General features: G+C 38.5%; 15 protein-coding genes and 2 pseudogenes. 11 read left to right on the top strand and 6 right to left on the bottom strand.

Annotated elements, in window-relative coordinates; translation table 11 throughout:
* Nucleotides 1–28: 28 nt before the first annotated feature.
* The 3 genes and pseudogenes from rutB to rutD all read right to left on the bottom strand — a co-directional run bounded on the left by rutB (nucleotide 29) and on the right by rutD (nucleotide 3,030).
* A pseudogene (rutB, locus tag ACZ8ZH_RS08440) lies at nucleotides 29–777 on the bottom strand (pyrimidine utilization protein B).
* The gene (gene rutA, locus ACZ8ZH_RS08435) at nucleotides 774–1,886 is read right to left on the bottom strand and encodes a pyrimidine utilization protein A (RefSeq protein WP_119063472.1); all 1,113 of its coding nucleotides are present in this window, start codon (nucleotides 1,884–1,886) and stop codon (nucleotides 774–776) included. The pseudogene rutB and the gene rutA overlap by 4 nt, the downstream one beginning before the upstream one ends.
* A 340-nt stretch (nucleotides 1,887–2,226) precedes the next feature.
* The gene (gene rutD / locus ACZ8ZH_RS08430) at nucleotides 2,227–3,030 is read right to left on the bottom strand and encodes a pyrimidine utilization protein D (RefSeq protein WP_119063471.1); all 804 of its coding nucleotides are present in this window, start codon (nucleotides 3,028–3,030) and stop codon (nucleotides 2,227–2,229) included.
* A 392-nt stretch (nucleotides 3,031–3,422) separates the two neighbouring features.
* Between rutD and ACZ8ZH_RS08425 the strand changes: the two genes are divergently transcribed.
* From ACZ8ZH_RS08425 to ACZ8ZH_RS08375, 11 genes and pseudogenes are all read left to right on the top strand, one after another.
* Entirely contained in the window at nucleotides 3,423–3,740 is a 318-nt protein-coding gene (locus ACZ8ZH_RS08425) for an ArsR/SmtB family transcription factor (RefSeq protein WP_086210042.1), read from the top strand.
* A gap of 102 nt (nucleotides 3,741–3,842) precedes the next feature.
* Complete coding sequence (locus ACZ8ZH_RS08420; protein ID WP_119063470.1) at nucleotides 3,843–5,582, top strand: SulP family inorganic anion transporter; 1,740 nt, start codon at nucleotides 3,843–3,845, stop codon at nucleotides 5,580–5,582.
* 224 nt (nucleotides 5,583–5,806) lie between these two features.
* Nucleotides 5,807–7,000, top strand: a complete 1,194-nt coding sequence (gene sstT / locus ACZ8ZH_RS08415; protein ID WP_086210044.1) for a serine/threonine transporter SstT — start codon at nucleotides 5,807–5,809, stop codon at nucleotides 6,998–7,000.
* Between the two features lie 38 nt (nucleotides 7,001–7,038).
* Nucleotides 7,039–7,707 carry a YoaK family protein gene (locus ACZ8ZH_RS08410; RefSeq protein WP_086210045.1) on the top strand — a complete coding sequence of 223 codons (669 nt, stop codon included), beginning with the start codon at nucleotides 7,039–7,041 and terminating at the stop codon, nucleotides 7,705–7,707.
* A 20-nt stretch (nucleotides 7,708–7,727) separates the two neighbouring features.
* Entirely contained in the window at nucleotides 7,728–8,264 is a 537-nt protein-coding gene (locus ACZ8ZH_RS08405; RefSeq protein ID WP_119063469.1) for a DUF2058 domain-containing protein, read from the top strand.
* Nucleotides 8,265–8,531: 267 nt separating this feature from the next.
* On the top strand, nucleotides 8,532–9,770 hold the full coding sequence (locus ACZ8ZH_RS08400; protein ID WP_086210047.1) for a mechanosensitive ion channel family protein: 1,239 nt from the start codon (nucleotides 8,532–8,534) through the stop codon (nucleotides 9,768–9,770).
* A 303-nt stretch (nucleotides 9,771–10,073) separates the two neighbouring features.
* Entirely contained in the window at nucleotides 10,074–10,232 is a 159-nt protein-coding gene (locus ACZ8ZH_RS08395; protein ID WP_162900254.1) for a hypothetical protein, read from the top strand.
* A 245-nt stretch (nucleotides 10,233–10,477) separates the two neighbouring features.
* Nucleotides 10,478–12,332: pseudogene (locus tag ACZ8ZH_RS08390) on the top strand (ABC transporter ATP-binding protein).
* A gap of 309 nt (nucleotides 12,333–12,641) precedes the next feature.
* Nucleotides 12,642–13,670, top strand: a complete 1,029-nt coding sequence (locus ACZ8ZH_RS08385) for an AraC family transcriptional regulator (protein ID WP_119063467.1) — start codon at nucleotides 12,642–12,644, stop codon at nucleotides 13,668–13,670.
* Nucleotides 13,671–13,739: 69 nt separating this feature from the next.
* Nucleotides 13,740–14,114, top strand: coding sequence for a glycine cleavage system protein GcvH (gene gcvH, locus ACZ8ZH_RS08380; RefSeq protein WP_086210050.1), 375 nt, complete (start codon nucleotides 13,740–13,742; stop codon nucleotides 14,112–14,114).
* A 210-nt stretch (nucleotides 14,115–14,324) separates the two neighbouring features.
* Nucleotides 14,325–15,548, top strand: coding sequence for an MFS transporter (locus ACZ8ZH_RS08375; protein WP_228199417.1), 1,224 nt, complete (start codon nucleotides 14,325–14,327; stop codon nucleotides 15,546–15,548).
* Between the two features lie 43 nt (nucleotides 15,549–15,591).
* Here ACZ8ZH_RS08375 and ACZ8ZH_RS08370 read toward each other — a convergent pair whose 3' ends face one another.
* From ACZ8ZH_RS08370 to ACZ8ZH_RS08360, 3 genes are all read right to left on the bottom strand, one after another.
* On the bottom strand, nucleotides 15,592–16,785 hold the full coding sequence (locus tag ACZ8ZH_RS08370; RefSeq protein WP_086210052.1) for a PilT/PilU family type 4a pilus ATPase: 1,194 nt from the start codon (nucleotides 16,783–16,785) through the stop codon (nucleotides 15,592–15,594).
* A gap of 238 nt (nucleotides 16,786–17,023) precedes the next feature.
* Nucleotides 17,024–18,085: a 3-deoxy-7-phosphoheptulonate synthase gene (locus ACZ8ZH_RS08365; RefSeq protein ID WP_119063465.1), complete on the bottom strand. Its 1,062-nt coding sequence runs from the start codon at nucleotides 18,083–18,085 to the stop codon at nucleotides 17,024–17,026.
* Between the two features lie 472 nt (nucleotides 18,086–18,557).
* Complete coding sequence (locus ACZ8ZH_RS08360) at nucleotides 18,558–20,660, bottom strand: EAL domain-containing protein (RefSeq protein ID WP_470247905.1); 2,103 nt, start codon at nucleotides 20,658–20,660, stop codon at nucleotides 18,558–18,560.
* Nucleotides 20,661–20,705 lie beyond the last annotated feature (45 nt).

Below are 20,705 nucleotides of genomic sequence, written 5' to 3'. Positions count from 1 at the left end.
ACTTCCTTTAATCTACTGTATGTTTGGCTTATGCTGTTTTTGCCAGAGGCTTATTGCCACAGGTCTGGAAGGTGTTTACAAAACTTTGTGTATCAGACACCCAACCAAAAAAGGTTTTGATGTTATAGAGACTTGCTTCTTGTGCTTCGACGGGCCCAGCCTGATAGCACGCATCCTTAAGAGCTACCCCGAAATACTCCAAGAAAAACCATCCCTGAGAGTTGACTCAACACAAACATTGGTCGCAATACCAACAAAAACTAAATTTCGGATTCCACGTACCCGCAACATGCTGTCCAGTGCGGTATTAAAAAATCCGCTATAACGAGGCTTTTCAATCACCAAGTCTTGTGGTTCTGGCTTTAGTGCATCAATCAACTCAAAGTCCCAACCACCTTTTACCAATAGCTTTCCCTGTAGCTCAGGATTTTTGCGCATGGTTTTTAAAGCATTCGACTTATGGAAATTCGGCGAATCAATCCCTCCTGCTTCGCGATATTGATCATCCCAACCATTTTTAAAGTAAATCACCTGTATACCCGCTGCATGTGCAGCAAGAACGGACTTTTGAATGTTTTCAACCACAGGTCTAGTTTTAGATACATCAAACCCAGCCAAATCCAAATAGCCACCTTCTGAGGTATAGGCATTTTGCATATCAATCACGATCAAGGCCGTGTGCTCAGGTGCCAATGCAATATGTTCAGGTTCGGCTTTCAATGTTTTTGCGTGCAGGCACTGTTTAGTAAATTCTGTACAGACAATCGGCTCATTCATGCACTTTTCTCCAAAACAGCTTGGGGAATATCCTCTTCAACCACGATATGTTCACGGCATTTCATTAAGGGTTGTATGCGCTGACCAAAGTCTTCGACCCCTTGTACAAAATCATCAAAGGTAAGCAAAATGCCTTCCGTCCCTTGGATCTCACCAATTTCATCTAACATTTGTGCAACATGCTCAAACGAGCCGACTAAAGTTCCCATATTGATATTCACAGGTGAAACTGAAGAGGCCATTTGACGGATGTTCGTATCTGCTCCAGATTTGGTATCTTTACCACCTTGATTCATTAGCCAATTGATGGCCTCCATATCTGCACCAGCATTATATTTTTGCCATTTTGCATGTGCCTCTTCATCGGTTTGTGCAGCAATCACCATGAACAACACATAGGTTTGCACGTCACGGCCTGTTTTATCCGTTTGTACTTTTAAGCGGTCATTGATTTCTGCATAGGCTGTTGGTGTATTCAACCCTTTACCAAAGACAAAGTTGTAGTCGGCATATTTGGCAGAAAACTCAAGTCCTGTATCAGACTGACCTGCACAAATAATTTTCATGTCTGCTTGTGGACGTGGACTGACACGACAATCTTGCATGGTAAAATGCTCTCCTTTGAAGTCTGAACGCCCTGTTGCCCAAAGTTCACGTAGAATTTCTACATATTCCGAGAGATATTCATAACGTTGTGCAAAATATTCATCTCCTGGCCACATCCCCATTTGCGTATATTCTGGAGCTTGCCAACCTGTCACCACATTTAGACCAAAGCGCCCATTTGAAATAGAATCAATCGTTGATGCCATACGCGCCACAATTGCAGGTGGCATTACCAATGTCGCTGCTGTTGCATAAATTTTGATTTTGCTGGTTACTGCTGCAAGCCCAGCCATCAAAGTGAATGTCTCAAGGTTATGATCCCAAAACTCAGTTTTCCCGCCAAAACCACGCAGCTTAATCATCGACAAAGCAAAGTCGAAGCCATAATGCTCAGCGCGTTGAACAATTTTTTTGTTTAGTTCAAATGAAGGCATATACTGTGGGGCGCTTTCCGAAAGCAGCCAGCCATTATTTCCAATCGGGCAAAACACACCTATTTTCATCTCTTTTATCCTCTGGCCTCGGTGAATGCTGATGAATTAAAAATATTCAATCAGCGCAAAGTTTTTACTCTTTGTTTGATAAAAATACATTTGCATAAGCCGTGCCAATTTATTTTTATTTTTTATTTTCAAATATTTATTGTATTTTAATTGTTTTTATTTTTTACCAAAAAGTAAAATAATAATTATCACCATGCACTATATTTGTGATCTATGGTCGAACATTGTGCAGAAAATGAACCAAACTAGTTTTTTTAAATGTATTCGCCTAAAGAAAAAGGTGTCTAGATATAAAATCTAGACACCTTTATTTTATAAAGTTGAATTAAACAATTAACATTTAAACCAAACTTTCCTGTGCTATTAAAAAGCCCAATATTTCGTTATTCATCCGTGCTGTCTCAGTTACAGTCGCCGCATGAGCGCCCTGCCTTAAAAGAGTCAACTGCGCATGCGGAAACAACTGTTTTAGCTTTTGTGAGCGTTGGTAAGGCACAAGGAAATCATCTTGGTTCGCGATCAAATGCATAGGGATATTCTGCAAAGCCGCTCGTATCTCCTCGCTCAGTTGAAAAGCCATTAAAGCACTCAGTCGTCGTAATACATTTTCATGTGGTGGAAAGTTTTGAATTTGGAGCTGTTCTTGTTTTTGAATACTTTCTATATTTGCTGAAATCCAAGCGGGTGGATATAGGAACAATGCTTGCGCTTTGACATAAGCTTCTGTTCCAGCCCATTTTAAAAGATTGATTCGTGTTTCAAAGCATTTATAAGTATGCGCATCTAGCGTATCCCAGCCATTTAAAATCGTGATGGACAACATCCGATACGCTGTCAGTTGGCATAAATATGCTAATTCGGCACCAATAAAGCCGCCCAATGCATGACCAATAAAATGAAATCGTTGAATATGATGCTGTTTTAAAATCAGCAAAAGTTGCTGCCCCAAATCTCGCATACAATAATCTGGTTTTAATAATGCTGCATCAGCACAGCAACCTTCTTGATCGTAAATCAATACATGAAACTTAGACTGTAGTACTTGAATTTGGGGTTGCCAAAACTGACCATGTCCGCCTAAACCAGACGATAGAACCACATATTCTGCACTTTCTTCATTTGAGGGAAAAATTTGTACATTCATCTTAAAATTTACTTATTGGTCAAAAAAAATAAGTTGCAATAATTATGCCTTTAATAAATACATATATTTTTAAATTTTATAGTGCTATTTTATAAATAGATGAGAGATTATGCTGTCATAAGACTCATATATGAAAAAATAATAAAAGCTTATTATAAATAATCATAAAGAATACAAATATTATTAAATTTTTATCCTTAAATTATATAAATATCGAGAACTTAAGTGATATTCAAGATAACTATTTTTGATGTAAATAGAACGTATATATAACTTTAACTAATATTTTATTTCACTAAAAGCCATGCATATTACACATGAAAACACAACATTATGAACTGCTTGGTTTTATACTAAGCGCACAGTTGTTTTGTTTTATGAGTAGGTTTTAAATGAACACAGGACTTGAAATCACGTCTATGCGCGACTCTGCTGAAGTTGTTGTGAGTATTTTAAAATCTCTAGCCAATACCGATCGTTTATTAATTCTATGCCATTTGTCGCAACAAGAACTTAATGTTTCACAAATTGAAGAAATTACTGACATCAAACAGCCAACACTTTCTCAGCAATTGATGATGCTACGCAAAAGCGATGTAGTAAATACACGTCGTGACGGTAAGCAAATTTACTACTCCATTAAAGACGAACGTATGGTAGAAGTCTTAAATACTTTATATCAGTTGTATTGCCCTAAACCACGTCTTTAAAATCAAATGATTATGCTATTTTTGATATGAGTATAATGAATGCTAAGACTTCTTAGCATTTTTTATGCATAATATATCTAAATTTATGATTTAGATTTTTTTATGTCTGATTGGAATCGTCGTCTAGGCCTTTATCTCCCCGCATGGCAGTGGCTCAAGCACTATGACACGCCTACTTTTAAATCAGATTTACTTGCATCCTTTATTGTCATTGCCATGTTGGTTCCTCAAGGTATGGCATACGCCATGTTGGCAGGTTTACCTCCAATTACAGGATTATATGCCAGTATCATCCCGATGATTATTTATGCCATCATCGGCGGCAGTCCCACGCTTTCGATTGGTCCCGTTGCCATCATTTCCATGATGACCTTTGCGACTTTGAATTCGATGTTCGAAGTTGGTTCACCTGTCTACATACAGGCAGCCTGCCTATTGGCGCTCATGGTCGGTGTTATTTCTCTGTGTTTGGGGATGCTACGCTTTGGTTTCTTAATTCAACTCATTAGTCATCCCGTTATTCAAAGTTTCATTATTGCTTCGGCCTTACTCATTGCTTTGGGTCAGTTGAAGTTTATTGTTGATCTGCCTTTAAAAGCCAATAATATCCCCGAGTTTGCAACTAGTGTTTGGCAATACATTAGTCTCACTCACGTAGGGACGCTAGTCTTTGGACTCTGCGCCATCGCTTTTTTAATTTACACTCCCAAACTGCTAAACAGCCATGCCTTTAAGTCTTGGTTCGGATCGACTGTATTACTTTCGCGCACCATTCCTTTATTTTTAGTGGTTGCGTCGATCGCCTTAGTCTATTTTTTCCAACTGCAAACGCTTGGCATCAAAACGGTCGGAATCATTCCATCTGGTATGCCTCCGCTCGATATGCCGTATTGGAACTGGGCTCTAGTTCTGCAACTGTTGCCAGGCGCCACCATGATCGCAATGATCAGTTTTGTTGAATCATTGTCTATTGCCCAAGCAACAGCGCTACAAAATCGAAGTCAACTGAATAGTAACCAAGAGCTGATCGCTTTGGGATTAGCCAACATCAGCGCTGGTTTGAGTTCAGCCTTTCCTGTCACAGGCAGTTTATCTCGTACTGTCGTTAATGCAGATGCAGGCGCTCAAACCCCTATGGCAGGAGTGATATCATCATTATTGATTATTGTAGTGAGCTTATACTTTACTGGTTTTTTTCAAAACCTGCCTTTAGCCATTCTGGCTGCAACGATTATTGTCTCTATTTGGAAATTGGTAGACTTTAGACCCTTTATTGAAGCATGGAAATATTCAAAAGCAGATGGTATTGCTATGTGGATCACGTTCTTTGGGGTCGTATGTATAGATATTTCAACAGGTCTGATCATTGGCATGATCTCAACATTTGTTTTATTGCTTTGGAGAATTAGCCGTCCACATATTGCGGTGATTGGTTTGGTCGAAGGTACACAACATTTTCGCAATGTTGAACGTCATGATGTTCAAACAGCTGCACAAGTGCTTTCCATGCGTATAGATGAAAACCTAAGTTTTCTCAATGCCAATGTCTTAAAAGGTGAACTGATTAATGCAGTCAGCCAGCAACCTACACTGGTTCATGTAGTGATCAATTGTTCAAGTATCAGCAGTATCGACCTAAGTGCTTTAGAAATGTTAGAAGATATCAATCTAGAGTTATCTAAACAAAACATTCAGTTGCATTTATCGGAAGTTAAAGGCCCTGTGATGGATCGGTTACAAGGCTCAAAACTGTTAAAGCATTTAAGTGGAAAAATATTCTTGACTCATTATCAAGCAATTCAAACGCTTGCACCACAGCTTCTATCGACACATTCAATATGATCTATATATGAAAGTTTTTTGGCATAAATGAAAAACTTTCTATGTCTTTTTATGATAAAAACCCATTAAATATGTCATTTTTATGAATAAGAATGAATAATAAAAACTGAAATTACAATAACTTAATTTTTATATTTAAATATTTTTCAGTCAGTTAGGAAATTAGGTATAAAATGGCGCACTTAAAATCCGTATTTTGTCCTCGTAATTTTCAAGGCGCCTCTATGTTCTCTGTTTTAGCGCGAATGAGTTTAGTTACTCGAATTATCATTGCCATTATTTTAGGTATTGGTGTAGCTCTTGTTTTTCCCGGTGTTGCACCTTATTTGAGCCTACTAGGCGACTTGTTTATTAAAGCGTTAAAATCTGTGGCGCCTGTACTTGTTTTCGTTTTAGTTCTTGCCTCTATTGCCAATTTTAGAGTGGGCCACAGTGCAAATCTACGTCCAATTATCATCATGTATGCAATTGGTATGTTGCTCGCTGCGTTTGCAGCGGTTGCCGTCAGTATTATTTTCCCAAGTACATTATACTTAAATTTACCTGCAAATACGGATCTACAAGCACCAAGTAGCCTGATTGAAATTTTTAAGAATTTACTGCTCAGTTTCATCGCTAACCCTGTAACTGCAATTAGCGAAGCAAACTTCATTGGTATTTTAGCTTGGGCTGTTGCTTTAGGCGTAGCTTTTCGCCATGCAAAAGACACGACTAAAGACTTCTTAAATGACACAGCTCATGCGGTAAACAGTGTTATCCGCCTCGTAATTAACTTTGCACCAGTGGGTATTTTTGGCTTAGTGGCTGTCACTTTTGCTGAAACGGGTCTAAGTACTCTAGAAAGCTATGCTCAGTTGCTTGCAGTATTGCTGGGTACTATGGCTTTTGTGGCACTAGTAATTAACCCACTTATGGTTGCGGTTGTAACACGCAGCAACCCCTATCCTTTAGTATTCCAATGTTTACGTGAAAGCGGTATTACTGCATTTTTTACACGTAGTTCTGCTGCGAATATTCCAGTTAACTTGGACCTTGCAAAGCGCTTAGGCGTTCCTGAGTCTACGGCAAGCGTAGCAATCCCTTTGGGTGCAACCATCAATATGGCTGGCGCATCTGTGACCATTACTGTACTTACACTTGCAGCAGTCAATACCTTGGGGATTGATGTTGACTTTACTACGATGATGATTTTATCAGTACTTGCGACCGTGTCAGCATGTGGTGCTTCTGGTGTTGCAGGTGGTTCTTTGCTGTTGATCCCTGTTGCTTGCGGCCTGTTTGGTATTTCTTCTGATATTTCGATGCAAGTCGTTGCTATCGGGATGGTGATTAGCGTATTGCAGGATTCAACTGAAACAGCGCTTAATTCATCAACTGATGTATTATTCACTGCAGCAGTTGACCGAGCTTCAAAATAATATATTGTAGAATCAGTACATTGTTTCATTTTGAAGTTATGCCATTTCAACACTTACCATTTTGGATACAACTGGGTGCATTCTTTTTAGCAATTAATGCTGGAATGATTAATGTTTTAGGACTGGTCACAGTATTACACCAGTCCGTTTCCCACATGACAGGTAATATCAGTGTTTTAGCCATGTCACTTGCGAACTGGCAACCTGAGCACATCTTATACCTTGCGCTTGTTACATTGTGCTATGTGGTGGGGTCATTTTACAGCGGTATCATTTTAGGAAATAGCCACTTTCAGTTGGGTCGCCGTTATGGCTTACCCCTTAGTCTGGTGGCTTTTTTTATTTTTCTATGCTGGTTGTTCCTGCCGTACTTTCCGCGCTATGCACTGCTCTGGGCATGTGTTGCAATGGGTGTACAAAATGCCATGGTCAGCCACTACAAAGGAACCATCATTCGAACCACACACTTGTCTGGTGTCTTAACCGACTTAGGTTTAGCACTCGGCTATCGGGCAAGAGGTCTCGTGGTCGAGCGACGCCGTGTTGTATTACATCTTCTTATTTTAATTGGTTTTTTCATTGGTGGACTCAGCGCAAGTTTGATCTACCCTTATTTCAAACTCAACTCTTTCTTAATCCCGACAGCATTAAGCTTGATCCTTAGTGTTGTATATTGGATCATCTATTTTCGATATCGTCGTATTTAAACGCAATTGTGGAATTCGTTATGGTTAAAAATGCATTACAGGCTCAGTTACTCAAAGCCGGTTTAGTCGACAATAAAAAGGCAAAAAAACTCTCTAAACAAGCAGTGCATGAGCAAAGAACTGGTCAAAGCAATGAAGCTGAGATTAAGGCAAAAATTGCGCAAGACAAACAGCAAAAATTAGAGAAAGATCAAGCCATAGAGCTTGAGAAGAAAACTCTGTTGCAAGAAAAAGAGCTCAAAGCAGCCATTATTCAAATGATTTCACAGCATAAAATCCGTGATACGGATGGCGAAGTCATCTACCAATTTATTGATAATGGCAAAATCAAAAAACAATATATCAATCAACAAATTTATAATGCCCTAGTTGCAGGCAGTTTGGTGATTGCTCGTGATCATGACAACTATGCTTTCTTACCAAAAGCTTTAGCTGAACGTATCAATACTAAACTTGAAGGTTTTATTATTGTCAATAACTCAGAAAAGAATGAAGCTGTCACTGATGAAGAAGATCCTTATGCAGCCTATGTCATTCCAGATGACTTAATGTGGTAATGATTTGACCATTTAACGTTCAAGAAGCTTCCGACAAGGAGGCTTTTTTACAATAAAATGATAGTGATAAATCCCTCCTTATCATGTTGGTCTTTTATCTTTCAATCCAACACATCTATTGAATCTATCTATAATTCAGCCAACGCTCCCAACAACGAGTAAATAATCAAGTCGTTGAAAACGTGTATAAATTTAGTGACATGATTTGATTAATCTGTATAGCTGATTACACTATTTTCAGTGTTTTAATCAAAAGAAGACTAAATTTTGGATAAATTTCATTTTATACAGAACTTAAAAGACTGGTCAGATCAGTATCCTTGGATCGAAATGCTCACAGGGTTTTGCATACTGATTTTAATTGCAATATTGGCCTATATTATTGCTAAACATGTTGTTGTCCGTGGTATTCGGCATCTCATCACTAAGCTAAAATTTGCCAATCATGACATCATGTCGCAGCATAGTGTGATTCGTCGAATTGCGAACATTGTCCCAGCAATCGTCATTATGAATGGTATCGTCACCGTCCCCCACCTGTCTGCGAAAATGGTCAGCTTTGTGCAAATGGCAGCGCAAGCATTCATCTTCTTGACCATCGCCTTAGCCATCGGTGAATTGCTTAATATCTTCAATTTGGTGTATCAGCGTAATCCTAAATCACGCAATAAACCCATCAAAGGTTATTTGCAACTCATCAAGCTGATTATCTTTATTGTCTGTGGTTTGATGATTCTCGGGACTTTCCTGAAAAAAGATGTCTTCACTTTGCTTGCAGGTTTTGGTGCAATGGCTGCAGTGTTGATGCTGGTTTTCCAAAATACAATTTTGTCATTGGTGGCTTCTGTGCAGATTTCATCTTATGACATGGTACGTATTGGAGACTGGATTGAAATGCCCTCACTTAATGCCGATGGCGATGTGATTGATATGTCATTACATACCATTACCGTACAGAATTTTGACAAAACATTCACCACCATTCCAACCAACAAATTGGTCACCGATACCTTTAAAAACTGGCGTGGAATGTCACAGTCTGGCGTTCGGCGTATTAAACGCTCCATTTATATTGATCAAAGCAGTGTTCATTTCATGTCAGAAGAAGAGCAAGTTAAACTGCGCGATTTCCTGTTACTAGATCAGTATTTAGATCATAAGAGTAGTGAATTGATTGAGTTTAACCAAAAACTTGACAATACATCACCGTGTAACCAAAGACGCTTGACCAACATCGGAACGTTCCGTGCTTATGTCGAGTTATACCTTAATCAGCATCCCAATATTTCAAAACACCAGTCCCTCATCGTACGTCAGTTACAGCCAACGGAAAAAGGTTTGCCACTAGAAATTTATGCATTTAGCAACCAAATTGCATGGAAAGACTACGAGGCTATTCAGTCAGATATTTTTGATCATTTAATTGCGATTATTCCAGAGTTTGGACTCAGAATTTACCAAGCACCTTCAGGGCATGATATGCAAGTTGCACTATCTGAACATTAAATTTCTTATTTAGCACACTCAAATAGTTTCAATTTGAGTGTGCCCAAACTCTTCAAATATATAAAAATACTTACTAAGTCTATTGGCTTAATTTTCATCATTTCCCGGGAAAATCAATTCTGCCTTAACATTAATGATTAAAAACTGTGTTAATTAGATTGAGTATTGTGTAAATAAATTACGTGAATAATTACATGAAATATACGACTTTATCACAACATCCACCTTTTCTCTTCATTAAATTAGCCATTCCTTTTAACTTTAGTAAGACATTCTAAAATGAATACTTTAAATAAAACTTTCATGGCTACTCTTTTAGCTGTTGCAGCAACTTCTTCCTTTGCAGCAGAAGCGCAATCTGTAGAAACAACTCAAGCGGTAGTTACAACTGAAAACACGACTTCTGCTTCGGAAGCTGCTGCAGCTGATGTTACGGCGACTTCGGAAGCTCAAGCAAACTAACACATTAAGTGTTTCAGGGAGTCCAACTTAAATTGGATTCCCTTGTATAAAACACCATGTCAAAGCACAAAATTTGTATTAAAAAGCAATTCTCTCTGGACAAAACTACCATTTCCTAAACAGACACATGGTCTTGTAATTTACAAACAACTGAACGACCTTTTCATGCTAAAATTCTCGAACTCTGATTATCTATAAAACAAACTGTTATTCCCTAAACAGCTTATTTTTACAAGGTTTTATTTATGTTCAAATGGTTTGAAAAGCGTGTTGATCCCTATCCAGAAGAAGGACTAAACCAGCCTTTACCAACCACTTTCTTTCCATTTGTTTGGCAGGCGGCTAAAGGTGTCCGTCAATATTTAGTGATTTTAGTTTTATTCACTGCTGGTGCGGCCAGTTTTGAAGCACTCCTTTATGCAAAAATTGGTGAACTGGTAAATTGGCTCAGCAAAAGTCAGCCTGAAACCTTTTTAGCAGAACACAGTTCAAACCTTAGTCTGCTGTTTTGTATTTTGTTAGCCAACATTTTCTTTGCCAGCCTCCAGTCCATTATTAAGCACCAAATTTTGTTTAGTTCTTTCCCAATGCGTTTGCGTTGGCGCTTTCACAATCTTTTGCTGAAACAAAGTCTCGACTTTTTTCATAATGATTTTGCAGGACGATTGTCTGCAAAGGTCATGCAAACAGCTCTCGCCGATACGCGAGTTCTGGGTCATTTTAGGCGACATGTTGGCCTATGTATTGATTTACTTTATCACTGTCAATCTAGTCCTTGGTGCTATTTCACCGTTGTTAATTGTGCCTTTGCTAGTTTGGTTGGCTTTATTTATTTGTGCTGCGTATTACTTTATTCCACGTTTAAGCAAAGTGTCTAACGAACAAGCTGATGCTCGTGCGGTGATGACAGGCCGTGTAACCGATGCTTATACCAATATTCAAACCGTTAAACTCTTTGCCCATGCTGGGCGTGAAAGCCAATATGCCAAAGCCTCGATGCAAGAGTTTATGGTTACGGTCTATAAGCAAATGCGGTTGGGCGCAAAGTATGAAATTAGCATCCTATTTTTAAATGTCGTGCTCTACGTTGGTGTACTCGGCACAGCTGTCTGGTTATGGATGAATGGACAGGCTGAACTTGGTGTCATTGCAGCAGCAACAGCCATGATTTTAAAGCTGAGTAGTATTGCTGAGTTTATCATGTGGCAAACCTCAGCCTTATTTGAGAATGTCGGTACCATTCAAGATGGGATGAAAACGCTTGGTCGCCCGATTAATATCCAAGATAAGCCTAATGCTAAAGACCTTGAAGTTAAACAAGGTGTGATTGAGTTTAATGACGTAACTTTTGCGTATAACAGTAAAAATGTCATCGACAATTTAAACTTACATATTCGTGCAGGTGAAAAAATTGGGATTGTGGGTCGTTCTGGTGCAGGTAAATCCACCCTCATTCAACTTTTATTACATTTTTATCAGTTAAAACAAGGTGACATTTTAATTGATGGACAAAATATTGAAGACATTACTCAAGATAGCTTACGTCGCAATATTGCTTTAGTCACTCAAGATACCTCCTTACTTCATCGTAGTGTCGCTGAAAACATTAAATATGGTCGTCCAAATGCAACAGATGAGGAAATGTTTGCTGCCGTACGCAAAGCCAAAGCTGAAGAGTTTATCCCACAACTAACAGACTTACGTGGCAAATCGGGTTATGAAGCCTATGTCGGTGAGCGTGGGGTAAAACTTTCAGGTGGACAACGTCAGCGTATCGCAATTGCTCGAGTATTCTTAAAAGATGCGCCTATTCTGATTTTAGATGAAGCCACCAGTGCCTTGGATTCTGAGGTTGAAGCTGCGATTCAATCTAGTTTAGATGACCTCATGGAAGGTAAAACGGTAATTGCAATTGCACACCGACTCTCAACCATTGCACAAATGGATCGTTTAATTGTGCTCGATGAAGGTCATATTGCTGAGCAAGGGACGCATGAGGAACTGATTGAGAAAAATGGCATTTATGCACATTTATGGCAGCGTCAGACAGGTGGTTTTTTAACAGAACAACATCCGATCAAAGCGCAAAAGGAAGCTTAATATACTAAACAATATTATTGACTGAATGATCATTTAAGCCTAGATCTCCTTAGAGGTGATTTAGGCTTTTTAATTTATCTATAGTCACGATTAGCCTATTTATAACAATCGTTATAAGCACAGTAAAATACTTATGTGTGCAACGAAAAATTATGCTATTTATTATTTACTTGAAAGGAATTCAAACCCCGATAAACTGAACCTATATTTGCTCAAAGTATATTGTCAAACAATATACTTCATGGATTTTCATTATTCATGCCAATATAACTTCAGACCGAAAAGAAAGAAAAATGCAATGGATCGCGCATGAAAACAGTTTCACTTCGCCAAGATCAAGGAATTCCTGGTGTTTATGGCTTATTGTTATTAGATGTTGTGTCTCGCTGGGGCTATAACGCAGAGGCACTCTTTTCCCCTTTTCAACTCACCAGCGAACAACTTGCTGAGCCTGATTTTCGTATCCCAGTGCATACTGCGAATGAATTGGTTAAATTAGCCAGTCGTCTGACTGGTGAGCCCACTCTAGGCTACCATCTTGGTACGCAGATGCGTATTTCAATTCATGGTTTCATTGGCTATGCCATCATGACCACACATGATATTGGTGAAGCTTTGGTTCTGGCAAATCGTTTTATTCAACTACGTATGCCTTTTTTGCAGCTTTTCTTTTCTACCTTTGGCGAAAAAGCAACTTTACAATTACGTTGCGATGTTGATATTGAACCTTTGCGTACGGATATTGCGATCAGTATTATTTTTGGGATTGTGTCAATGAGTAAGGCACTCACTGGTATTGAGGCTCTGGCAGGTGAAATTGATTTCGATTTTCCAGAGCCAGAAGGCTTTGACCGCTACCGCGCAAAATTGCCTAACCATAGTGTTCGTTTTGATCAACCTCATTTACTTTTAAGCTTTGATAAACATTACTTAGGCTTTAAAATGGTCAATGCCGACCCACTTGCAAGCCAAATTGCGATTAATCAGTGTGAAGCCGAACTCTCCGCTATGGGCGAACGCCGAAGATTATCTATGCGAGTTCGTGACATTCTAACCCGATCAGAACAACACTATTTAAGCATCGAGCACGTGGCTGACCTATTACACATGTCTGATCGAACACTGAAACGCCAATTGGCTGCTGAAGGTACTTCATTTTCCACCATTGTTGATGAAGTTCGATACCGCCATGCCACCTCACTACTTTCTCGTACTGACTATAGTCTGGAACAAATTGCAGATGAACTAGGATACAGCGATGTAGCCAATTTTAGCCGTGCATTCAAACGCTGGAGTGGTCGCAGCCCAAGTAATTGGCGTAAAGATCCCTATTTATAAGCCTTTTGTTTTTATAAAAAAGCATGTATAAATCATGCAAAAATGTTTTTGTATTTTAAGGAGTTATTCATGAATCATCCTTCAGAATTGAAGTATGCAAGTACACATGAATGGGTGCGTATTGAAGGTGATCTGGTTGTAACTGGTATTTCAGACCATGCACAGGATGCTTTAGGCGATTTAGTCTATGTTGAAACCCCAGAAGTTGGTCAACAGATCACAGCTGGTCAACAAGCAGGTGTCGTTGAGTCAGTCAAAACAGCTTCTGACATTCATGCACCTGTATCAGGCACCGTTGTTGAAATCAATGCAAATTTGGAAGATGACCCAGACTTTGTCAATGATGACCCCTATGGTAAAGGTTGGATTTATAAAATTAAGCCTGACAATATGGCCGATGTTGAACAGCTTCTATCAAATACAGCCTATGAAGCTGGACTATAAATAAAACTGAAGCGTTTGAAATAAGCAAAGTCAGTCTTCGGACTGATTTTTTATTATCCTCCTATTTTGAGAAATAAATCATTTTCTATAGCACAGTGACCGTCTATTTATTTCCGTTTATCACAATAACTACACTTTTCACGTTTTTTGTACTATAATTAAACAATTCTAAACTGTACGATAGCGTCTCAAGATCCCTGCATAAAAAATATAAAAGCGCCTTGTGACTTAGCCTCAAACCAAAGGTTCAGCATGTCCACATCCAATACCCCAACGCTGTGGAATAAGTCTTTTATTCTTTGCTTATTCAATAATTTGTTCTTATTCATTTTTTATTTTGCACAAACCACCATTCTACCAATTTATATTTTAAAAGATTTGGGCGGAAATCTTACGCAAGCAGGTTTAGCCATGACCTTGTTTATGGTTTCATCCATTGCTGTTCGACCTTTTAGTGGACTGATTATTGAAAAATTTGGTCAAAAGAAAACACTTTTCATTTCGGAAGCCTTATTTTGCCTATTTTCCTTAGCTTATCTCTTAGCTGATAACTTACAGGTGCTTTTATTGATTCGTTTTCTGCACGGCATCTGGTTCAGCATTGTTACAACTGTGGCTGTTCCTATTGTGAATGAGTTTATCCCAGAGAAACGTAAAGGCGAAGGTATGGGCTATTTTGTCATGTCAATTAACCTAGGTATTGTTCTAGGACCATTCATCGCTTTGACGCTCATTCAGTCTATGTCTTATCAAATGGTTGCAGGATTTTTGGCATTTAGTGTCTGGCTTGGTTTTCTCTTTTGCTTTTTTATCCCAATTCCTTCGAAGCCCAAACATTCTAAATCTAGTAAAAAACATAAGCTCTCTAGAGATGATTTTATAGAAATAAAAGCCTTAAACATTTCGATTATGGCCATGATTATCTCTTTTTCCTATGCCAGCATCATGTCGTTTATCTCTACCTATGCAGAGTCTAAGCATCTTCTTAATTATGCAAGCTTGTTTTTTATTGTCTTTGCTATTGCTATGATGAGCCTACGCCCTATTACTGGCAAGATTTATGATCAACATGGTGCAAATTATGTAATTTATCCTGCTATTCTCTTGTTTAGTTTAGGTCTTGTAATCCTAAGTCAAATTCAATCATTAGCGGGCTTGCTCATTGCAGCGGTATGCGTAGGTATGGGCTTCGGTTCAGCTCAACCCTGCCTACAAACCCTAGCCATTCAACGTGCTGAAAAGCATCGGATTGGACATGCAACTTCCACATTTTTTACCATGTATGACTTAGGTATTGCTTTAGGTTCAATTTTGCTGGGACTACTGATTTCAAAACAGGGCTATAGTTTCACCTATTTACTGTGTGCAACAACGACAGCTTTAAGTTTATTCTTCTATACTTATGTCGTAAATCGTAAAAATATATCTAAATAGAAGTGTCCGCAGGTTCTGATCATTAAACATACGGACTTAAAGCTTAGCTTTCAGCTTGTGTTTCTTCTAAGTCTTTTGACTTCTCAGGAGTTGTTTGATCAAAAGATAAAACACTACTTGTATTCAAATGTGGATTTGCTCTACTGCTTTTGAGTTTAATTTGTAAGCGCAATTCATTTACCGAGTCTGCATTGCGTAACGCTTCTTCATAGGCAATTGCACCTTGATTATACAAATCAAATAAAGCCTGATCGAATGTTTGCATTCCAAGCTCTCTTGACTTTGCCATCACTTCCTTAAGCTCATGAAAATTCCCCTTTAATATCAAGTCTGACATCAAAGGCGTATTGAGCATGATTTCCACTGCTGCCCGGCGACCACGACCATCTTCAGTACGGACTAAACGCTGCGAAATAATCGCCTTCATATTTGAAGATAAGTCCATCAAAAGCTGATTTCTTCGTTCTTCTGGAAAGAAGTTAATAATACGGTCTAGGGTTTGATTGGCATTATTGGCATGCAAAGTTCCAAGACACAAATGTCCTGTTTCTGCAAAGGCAATTGCATGCTCCATCGTTTCAGTATCTCGAATCTCACCAATTAAAATAACATCAGGTGCTTGGCGAAGTGTATTTTTTAAGGCATTGTGCCAAGAATGGCTGTCCACCCCTACTTCTCGGTGAGTAATCATTGATTTTTTGTGCTTATGTACATACTCGACAGGATCCTCAACGGTAATAATATGCCCTGCTGAGTTTTCATTTCGATGGTCAATCATGGCTGCTAAAGAGGTTGATTTACCAGATCCTGTACCACCAACAACCAATACCAGACCGCGCTTTTCCATAATCACATCTTTTAAGGACTCTGGAAGCTGCAACTTGGTAAAATTCGGTATTTCCGCAGCAATCGTACGAATAACCATCCCTACTTGTAGTTGTTGCTGGAAGACATTGACACGAAAACGAGAAACATTGGGAACACTAATTGCAAAATTACACTCAAGCTCAGTTTCAAATTCTTGACGTTGCTTTTCGTTCATTAAACTATAGGCAAACAGCTTAGTTTGATCTGCTGCTAAGTTCTGTTGCCCTAAAGGCTTCATCAAGCCTTGATGCTTGATACTCGGAGGAAAGTCCGCAGATATAAATAAATCTGAACCGCCATACTCAACCACCTTGGTGAGCATGTGGAACATCATTCGACGAGCTTCTTCTAAGAGTTCTGCAGTATACATAGTATTCTCTAAAAATTAGTGCAAATAGCTGACCCTAAAAAGCATTTTTGTTAAAAATACAATTTGTTATCATGTTTCTAAGGTTACTGATTGTGCATAACTTTAACCGCCAGCTCAACCTCATTTATTCTTTCATAAATAATTTTTAACTTATTTTTCAAATTATTATCAGTATTTTCTGAACTACATCACAAAAAAAGACCTTCAAATCTGAAGGCCTTTTTTATAGGTACTTCAATCATGCGCTACGCTGTATAGCATGCATTCTTAAAGTATCAGCAATATCTAATAGTACCTGTTGTGTTTTTTCCCATCCTAAACATCCATCCGTTACCGATTGGCCATAGACCATATCTGATGAGATCTTTTGATGACCATCTACCAAGTAACTTTCAAGCATGACACCACATACATTACTTTGAGCACGCTCTTCAACAATACTACGCAATACCTCAGGTTGATTGAGCGGATTTTTGGCACTATTACCATGACTACAGTCAATCACTAGAGCCGGTAATTCGCCTTTCACTTTATCCTGCATTTGGCGAATATGTGTTATGTCATAATTAGGTCCAGAATTTGCACCGCGTAAAATTAAATGAGGCTTCGGATTTCCAGTAGAGTGCAACATGCATGCCATGCCTTGCTGCCCCACCCCCATGAACTGATGCGGATTTGTCGCTGACTGAATCGCGTCCAATGCAATTTGAATAGAACCATCTGTCCCGTTTTTGAAGCCTATGCTGAATGGCATGTGACTTGAGATTTCACGGTGAATTTGCGACTCACTCGTACGTGCACCAATCGCCCCCCATGCCAACAGATCATCAAAATATGCTGTTGCCATTGGACTTAAAATTTCTGAGGCAATAGGCAGTCCTTTTTCAATAATGCTTAAATACAATGCACGAGACTGCTCTAGGCCTAACTGCATATTTGAGGAACCATTTAACATTGGGTCGTATAAAAAGCCTTTCCAGCCAACGGTTGTCCGTGGTTTCTCGATATAAGCACGCATAACGAAGAAAATTTGGTCTGCAACTTTGCTCTGTAATTGTTTTAATTTTTCAGCATATTCTAATACTGCAATCGGGTCGTGAATAGAACATGGTCCTGTAATCACCATAAGACGATGATCCTGCCCACTCAAAATCTTTTGAATCGTTTGACACTGTTCAGCAATTTGTAATTTTAATGCTGCTGAAAGTGGTAGCTGTGTTTTGAGTTGCTGTGGTGAACTTAAAGACGTTTCTTGAGCTGTTTGTTGAGCTTGTTGTAGTGCAGTATTTAGAGCATTCATTGGTTTGTATCCTTTGGACTGTGGTCTCAGTCCGAGCTTTTATTTGAGCGTTATGGGTCTAATGGATTGTTCGGCTGAAGTCATAAATTGACTAAAGTAAAACCAATAAAAGTTGCTAAAGTATGAATAGTTAATCGTTTTCATGAAGTTCTCCAAAATTTATTAAAATAGCAGATATAAAAAAACCTGATCAGGGTTGCCGATCAGGTATTAACTGGGTGGGCAACCTTTTGATGCCCGAACGCATTCAGGCAACTATCTAAATTGCCAAAAATAATATGTCGCGTTAGAAACTACAGGTTGCTTTAACATTTTTATATCTTCAAAAATATGTTATCTGAAATTTAAAATACGCTGATTTTTTTGCTTTTACAACACTTTTTTTATAGAAAAGTGTTGTTCTATCTCGATAAACACAACCCTCCAGGAAAATCGGAAATCATGCAAGCTGTCTTTGTCTAAAGATCAATGTTTAGTGTCGTTTTAATAATTGCATTTCAGCCTGTTGAGCCGAAACTGGAGGGCTAAACAAATAGCCCTGCCCAATATGACAACCCATTTCCCTTAAAAGTTGTAATTGAGTAGCTGTTTCAATGCCTTCAGCAATAATATCCATAGATAATAAGGGGCCCAGTTTAGCTAATCCCTCAACAATCGCATAAATTGATTTATCTTCACTTAATCGCTGTACAAATGAGCAATCAACTTTAATGATATCAACAGGATAGTCTCGTAAATGAGTTAGTGAAGAATGCCCCGTGCCAAAATCATCTAATGCAATTCTCACACCATTGGCTTTAAGTTTTTTTAAAGCTCGAATAACGTACTCATAACCCCGTTCTGCTAAATGGTACTCTGTGACTTCTATTTCAACAAATTTTGCTGGAATAGCATGTGTTTTAAGCCGTTTTAAAAATATTTCTGCGAAGTTATCTCGCATAAATTCAACAGGTGCAGCGTTGATTGAAATAGGAACAACCTTTAACCCTTTTGCTAGCCATTCAGTAATCTGTTTAAAAACCTGATTCTGCATAATTTCACTTATACGACTAGATAGCTCATAATCATTAAACGCAGCAGCAATTCTTGCAGGGCTTTGAATATTATTATGTTCATCTCGCCAACGTAATAATGCTTCATAACCAATAATTTTTTCAGACTTTAAACAGACTTTAGGCTGAAAATAAGCCTCAATAGTCAAGTTACGAATAATTTGATGTGCGCAATTCAGTTGTGCTGAATGCTCTCGAACAGCATTAAACATGTCTTGATCAAACATTCGCATACCGCCACGCCCTTGGGCTTTAACATCGGTAAGTGCGGTATCTGCACACTTCATTAACTCGACAATATCACTAGCATCATCTGGATATAAGCCACAGCCGATACTCATGCCTCCATTAATATAATTACCTGCGAATGTAATCGGGATCTCTAATTGCTTTAAAATCAGTTGAGCAATTTCATTGAGTTCACCAATATCTCGTACATGTGGAATAATGACTCCAAACTCATCACCACCCAGACGCGCCAAGAATGCTCGTCCTTCAAGAGTCTGTTTTAAGCGTTTAGATAATATGCGCAAAAGATGATCGCCTGCAGCATAACCCAGCGTATCATTAATTGTTTTAAAATGATCTAAATCCAACAACATCACAGCAAGCTTTTGCTTTTTATCCCGTGCATTTGTATATAGTTTTCTTATTTTTTCTTTAAACGCTCTACGGTTATTTAAGCCTGTAAGTTCATCCCGTTCATTTCCTTGTTTAAGCTTTTGTTCTGCCAAGTATTGTAAAGTTACATCACGTGAAACACATAAAATACTTTGGGTTTTACCATCGACATCTAGTACAGGTGTAAGCACATTATCCCAGTAATAGACACTGTCTTTAGAAAAGCTCATGCCATTAAAACGTGAGTTTTTTCCATTGTTAGCATCGAGCATCGCCTTTTTAGCTTTTTTACGAATCGCTTGTGGCAAAATTTCGATCCAAGACATGCCAAACTCTTTTAAATCAGCACACCCAAAAAAATTTTCACATGCTGACTTATTCATGTGTGTGATTATGCCATCAGGGTCAACCACAATAATACAATCCACACTGGCATCCAACATATCGGCATGAGCTCTTAAAAGAGCCAATGATTCAATATGGATTTTCATGCCCTGATGAATATTGGTACAACTGATTTTAAAACCACCGATTGGACTATTTTCCAACTCAGCTTGAATTAAAAACCAGTGATACTCGCCTTGTTGGTTACGAATTCGGCAGGATTTTTCAAATTTATGTTCGACCACAATTGCTTGATGCAAAAAGTCATCAAGTACTTGAACATCTTCAGGATGAATATAATGAAGTAAATTAAATTCTTGTTCTGATATATTCATCACACCCAAATATTGGCGTAGGGGTAAGTTTAGGTACTTACATACATGACTATGCAACCAAAAAAGCTGTGGAATAGAATCAATCAATAAACTGTCATTTTTAGAAATGGCAGTTTTCCCTGCCTCATGTTCATAAGCAAAATTTTTAGATTTAATTTTCGGCTGTGATTGGATTCGCGACATAATAATTATCTGCAACTTAAACTAGCTGATTTAATCCGTAATCAG

The sequence above is a fragment of the Acinetobacter sp. SW-226 genome (assembly GCF_055632855.1).
This window is presented reverse-complemented; position numbering and strand designations above follow the sequence as displayed.

Bases quoted from the DNA above. Each gene is read 5' to 3' on its own strand.
- rutA (WP_119063472.1), bottom strand. From the start codon at position 1,886: ATGAAAATAGGTGTGTTTTGCCCGATTGGAAATAATGGCTGGCTGCTT.
- ACZ8ZH_RS08370 (WP_086210052.1), bottom strand. From the start codon at position 16,785: ATGTATACTGCAGAACTCTTAGAAGAAGCTCGTCGAATGATGTTCCAC.
- ACZ8ZH_RS08385 (WP_119063467.1), top strand. From the start codon at position 12,642: ATGAAAACAGTTTCACTTCGCCAAGATCAAGGAATTCCTGGTGTTTAT.
- ACZ8ZH_RS08425 (WP_086210042.1), top strand. From the start codon at position 3,423: ATGAACACAGGACTTGAAATCACGTCTATGCGCGACTCTGCTGAAGTT.
- ACZ8ZH_RS08405 (WP_119063469.1), top strand. From the start codon at position 7,728: ATGGTTAAAAATGCATTACAGGCTCAGTTACTCAAAGCCGGTTTAGTC.
- ACZ8ZH_RS08420 (WP_119063470.1), top strand. From the start codon at position 3,843: ATGTCTGATTGGAATCGTCGTCTAGGCCTTTATCTCCCCGCATGGCAG.
- gcvH (WP_086210050.1), top strand. From the start codon at position 13,740: ATGAATCATCCTTCAGAATTGAAGTATGCAAGTACACATGAATGGGTG.
- rutD (WP_119063471.1), bottom strand. From the start codon at position 3,030: ATGAATGTACAAATTTTTCCCTCAAATGAAGAAAGTGCAGAATATGTG.
- ACZ8ZH_RS08410 (WP_086210045.1), top strand. From the start codon at position 7,039: ATGCCATTTCAACACTTACCATTTTGGATACAACTGGGTGCATTCTTT.
- ACZ8ZH_RS08365 (WP_119063465.1), bottom strand. From the start codon at position 18,085: ATGAATGCTCTAAATACTGCACTACAACAAGCTCAACAAACAGCTCAA.
- ACZ8ZH_RS08395 (WP_162900254.1), top strand. From the start codon at position 10,074: ATGGCTACTCTTTTAGCTGTTGCAGCAACTTCTTCCTTTGCAGCAGAA.
- sstT (WP_086210044.1), top strand. From the start codon at position 5,807: ATGTTCTCTGTTTTAGCGCGAATGAGTTTAGTTACTCGAATTATCATT.
- ACZ8ZH_RS08360 (WP_470247905.1), bottom strand. From the start codon at position 20,660: ATGTCGCGAATCCAATCACAGCCGAAAATTAAATCTAAAAATTTTGCT.